The organism is Corallococcus sicarius (assembly GCF_003611735.1).
GTDB classification, from domain to species: Bacteria; Myxococcota; Myxococcia; order Myxococcales; family Myxococcaceae; genus Corallococcus; species Corallococcus sicarius.
Genome location: NZ_RAWG01000588.1, coordinates 1 through 2,201, shown reverse-complemented (window position 1 = coordinate 2,201; position 2,201 = coordinate 1). Strand labels below are relative to the sequence as shown.

Here is a 2,201-nt window from a genome sequence, read left to right as displayed (position 1 = left end):
CCCTCCACCACCGCCCGCCCCCGACTTTCCTGCAGACCCCTGCGCCCCGTTTTGATTGGCCTGCCAGCCCGAAGCTTCGACGAGGCCACGGCCCAGTCCGCCTCTTCCTGCATCCCCGGGCTCTCCCACCGACCCCGTGACCCCCGCGTCGCCCTTCACCCCAGTGCAACTGCAGGTCTGATCTACGCAACCTCCATCGACGACGTAGCCGCCAAGCCCGCCAGGCGTTCCAACTTCACCCGGCTCCCCAGGCTCACCACTGTTGCGTGCATTGCCGGTTCCGCCGTTGCCGCCGACGTTACCCTTGCCCACCGCGCAAGTCGTGGAGCCTCCGCTTCCCAGGATACCACCTCCGTTGGGCGTACCCGTCTGACCCTCGGATCCATTGCCGCCAGGAGCGCCTGCGTCTCCCGCTCTTCCTTCAAGCCCATTCCCGCCACGTCCTGCTTCCAGGACGATGTCTTGGAGCAACAACGATGTGCGCACGACGTGCAAGGCAATGGACGGCTCACCATCGCCGGTCGCGTTGGCGGAAGCGACGTGCAACGCATCCAGTCGCACGCCCGCATCCGTCACGTCCCGCACCGTGAAGGCATGCGTGCCACCATCGATGAGCGTGGTGCTTCCCTCCGGAAAGCGAGCCCAATAGCGATATCCCTGAGTGACCCACTGATAGCCGCCGTAGATCGACACCGGGGTGTTCACGACGGTGGTCGGCTCGTTGTACGTCCCGACACTCAGGTACACATTCGTGCGTACGGTGCCAGTGACGTTGTCACGGATCCGCTGGAGGGCTTTATCCAGGGTCTTCAGCGGATGGAGCTGGGTGCCGTCATCCCCGTCGTTACCGCGCTCTGGATCCACGAAGTAGCCCGCGCTGGCCATGCCATCCACGCCGTCGCAGTTGAGGTCCCTGCCTTCGGGATCGGGCTCATCCAGCTCCGAGGAGGGAATGCAGGTGGGCTCCGGATCCACGGGTCCACTGTCGACCCCTGCGTCCACCACGCCTCCATCAGGGCCGCAGCGACCCTCGTCCACGCACTTTTCATAAGCCGTGTCGAAGTCATTGCAGCCGCCCACGCTGAGCACCGCACCGAACACCGCGCCCAGCGCTCCGACCTTCCAGATGTTCCGCATGGTTCTCCCCGAACTCACTGCCACGTCCCGGCGAGACTCAAGCCACCACCCTGGGGCGTGAGCGTCACGGACGGCTGAACGGAAGTCTGCTTCGTCGGCAGGAAGTACATCAGCGCGCCCGCCGCCACCGCCGCCGCTCCCACGCCAATCCCGACCACGCCCAGCGTCTGCGACCGCTTGCCGGAATCCCTCGCGGCATCCGCCTCGGCCAGCGTCGGGAACTCCTTGTCTTCCAGGTCGCTGAACTTGCTCCGCGACTGCACCAGGAACACCGTCCCCACGCCCGCCAACACCACGCCGCCCGCCGCCGGCACCCACGCCCACTTGCGCCGCCCCGGCGTCTCCACCTTCGGCGCGTCCCTGGCCGTGTCACTCAGGTCCATCTGCGTGGGCGGCTCGATGCCCGGCGTCACCGGCGTCACCGGCTGCTTCACACCCGGCGTCACCTGCGGCGTCTGGACCACGGGCGGCGTCGGCGGCGCCACCGGCTCCGGCCGCAGCACCCGCAGCGTCGTGGGCACCACCACGTCCAGCGACTGCGTGAGCGCGTCCATCACCTGGTCCTTCTTCACCTCCGGCACCGAGTGCTCCACCAGCGGGGCCCCGTCCTTCGCCGTGTACACGCGCACGCCGGCCTTGAAGCCGTTGAGGTAGGGCACCACCCCCGTCACCATCACCACGTCCGTCTTCGCCGCCACGCCCAGCGACGCGATGCAGGACGGCTGCGTGCGTTTGCAGCGCATCATCGCCGCGCGCTGCTTCTTCGGCAGCGTGCGCGTCACGTCCTCCACGCGGATCACCTCCAGGCCCCGGGCCTTGAGCTGGTCGGCCACGTGCTCCTGGGCGACTCCGACGAGGTAGCGCGGCGTGCCGCGCGTCACGTCCGTCGGCGCCAGCAACACGGTGAGGGGCTTCGCGGAGGAGGTGGGCGCGGGCGCCTGGGCGGCGACCACCAGGGTGAGCGCGGCGAGGATGGGGATCAACACGGGACCACTTTCTCCCCGAGCCGACCTCCTCGCAAGGTCAGGCTTCGCGGACCCGCGTGGTGGGACAGGGCCCCACCC

The 2,201-nt window shown here is 68.4% G+C and carries 1 protein-coding gene and 1 pseudogene; both read right to left on the bottom strand.

All coding sequences use genetic code 11. From position 1 onward, the window contains the following. A pseudogene (locus D7X12_RS43340) lies at window positions 1–1,137 on the bottom strand (hypothetical protein); the annotation flags it as partial. A 14-nt stretch (window positions 1,138–1,151) separates the two neighbouring features. After that, window positions 1,152–2,123 carry a hypothetical protein gene (locus D7X12_RS40985; protein ID WP_147443987.1) on the bottom strand — a complete coding sequence of 324 codons (972 nt, stop codon included), beginning with the start codon at window positions 2,121–2,123 and terminating at the stop codon, window positions 1,152–1,154. Between the last annotated feature and the right edge of the window lie 78 nt (window positions 2,124–2,201).